General features: G+C 57.7%; 3 protein-coding genes. 1 reads left to right on the top strand and 2 read right to left on the bottom strand.

Annotated features, from left to right (window positions below):
• Positions 1 to 524: 524 nt before the first annotated feature.
• Positions 525 to 758: a hypothetical protein gene (locus tag EN991_RS41375; protein WP_127370395.1), complete on the bottom strand. Its 234-nt coding sequence runs from the start codon at positions 756 to 758 to the stop codon at positions 525 to 527.
• Between the two features lie 68 nt (positions 759 to 826).
• Complete coding sequence (locus EN991_RS34360; protein WP_127370394.1) at positions 827 to 1,546, bottom strand: SOS response-associated peptidase; 720 nt, start codon at positions 1,544 to 1,546, stop codon at positions 827 to 829.
• Positions 1,547 to 1,622: 76 nt separating this feature from the next.
• Here EN991_RS34360 and EN991_RS34355 point away from each other — a divergent pair, with 76 nt between their 5' ends.
• Positions 1,623 to 1,856 carry a hypothetical protein gene (locus EN991_RS34355; protein WP_027162013.1) on the top strand — a complete coding sequence of 78 codons (234 nt, stop codon included), beginning with the start codon at positions 1,623 to 1,625 and terminating at the stop codon, positions 1,854 to 1,856.
• Positions 1,857 to 1,917 lie beyond the last annotated feature (61 nt).

Raw genomic sequence — 1,917 nt, 5'->3', positions numbered from 1 at the left:
CCGTTAGTTCTACACGCGCAAATCGCGTGACCTGGGGAAAAAACGTCGGCGTCTGAACTCTGTTCCCCCATCTCGCCGATTCCGCATCGGCAGCCGTCTGACGCGCGCTGGTGTCGTGGAGAATGGCCGGTGCAGTGAGCAGTCCACCGTGCGGCGACGGACCACTGCGGCCAGCCTAAAGTGCGATCGGCAAACGCGGGCCCATTAACCACCTTCCTGGATAGATCGGACCCCAATGGGGATGCGGGGAGTTTACCTTGCATGGAAAATCACAAGCACAGATTCTATTGTCATATTGAGCGCGACGGATTGTGGGGAGTTTGGGATTGCGTCGCCAACAGGCCGGCAAGGTTGGGCGGTGGCGACCTTCGCGGTTGCACTGCCCAACGGGCTGAAGCTGCGGAACACGTCCTCACGAGAATTTACGACGGCGGACTTGATGCCGTCGCTATCCGCATCGCTGGCATTGTCAGTTCTGCGGGTTCGGCCTGATCGATCCCCGGCAGCCAGGCGCTTACCCAGCCTTAGGGGGGCAGCACCGGTCCAGTGGTGTTCCACCGGATGAACTCAACTTCCTTCCCGGTGACTTGCCGCACCGTATTCAACAGCACCTCGTGCAAGACGCGCGTCTGCCTGTAGTGGTCGCAATGTGGTGATATGAACGGCTTGATGATGCTTAGGTGCAGCGCTTCCGCTGCCACCAGGAAGCGCTCGATTTCAGCCTGTGATAACTGCTTTGAGGGTTTTGACCTAGCCATTGCGACACCTTTTGAGAGTCGCCCCACCTGAGGACAATATTCCTACCGCGAGCGTTCACTGTAAAGGCTCAAACGTCGAAAAGGTCGTTTGGTCCCACGCCAATTTCGTCAATGAGGTCCGGCGTGTTGTTTCGCGGGCTTCCGACCTTCCTGTCAATCGGCCACATCTTCATCAGTTCCGAAGGATATGGCTTCATAAGGTCGCGTGGATCCAGTTCCGGGCCGAGCCAGCGCATGTAATCGGCAGGCGCCAGAATAACCGGCATGCGATCATGGATCGTCGCCATCAACGTATTAGGCTCGCAGGTGACGACAGCGAAGGTCCGGATCAACTCGCCGGTGGCCTTGTCGGCATATTCTTCCCATACTCCAGCCATGGCAAAAGGCTCGTCATCCTTCATGGCGATAGCGTAAGGCTGCTTTTTCTTGCCCGAAACATCGAGCTTTTGCCATTCGAAATAGCCGTCGACGGGCACCAGGCAACGGCGCGCGGCGTATGCTTTTCGGAACATGCCGTTGCTGGCAATCGTCTCGCACCGCGCATTGACAGGCGGTGGCCGCCCGCCGCCATCGCGCGCCCAGCCGGGAACCAGCCCCCACTTCGCAGAAACGAAACCGGCCATGCTCGTGGAAAGCTCTTCACGTACAATGATTGGATAAGTCAGGCTGGGCGCGCCATTCCAGACCGGGAACCCGTTGCCCAAACGCTCAACGTCGCCAGGGTGCGCGAACTCGAAGCGCCGTACCATGTCCGGGATGGTCGATTTTACAAAAACGCGTCCACACATTTACGGTCGTCTCATTGACAAGGATCGAGGCCCGCCCAAAATGGGAACGGAGTGAGAACGAGTCAAGGTTGTTGTGATGCCGAAGAAGCCAAAGGACGTAATGCTGCCAGGAGTATCGGGCGTCACAATCGATATCGATGACCGTGACAATCCTAGGGTCTGCCTGGTCGGGCTGTTGACTGACGAGGGAAAGCGATCCTTCACATTGAACGAAAACGGGGCACGGATGATGGTGAAGGCGTTGCACTCATTTCTCGATCTCCTCGACGGATCTACCTCCGTGACAAAGCCAAAACGCCCGGCCAACTGAGAACACAGCGCATGATCAACCCGCCGAAGCGACAGGACGAATATCAGGATCGCGCTAAGGG

Source organism: Mesorhizobium sp. M7A.F.Ca.US.005.03.2.1, from assembly GCF_003997795.1.
Classification (GTDB): domain Bacteria; phylum Pseudomonadota; class Alphaproteobacteria; order Rhizobiales; family Rhizobiaceae; genus Mesorhizobium; species Mesorhizobium ciceri.
The sequence above is the reverse complement of the archived record's forward strand: the minus strand, read 5'-3'. Positions and strand labels throughout refer to the sequence as shown.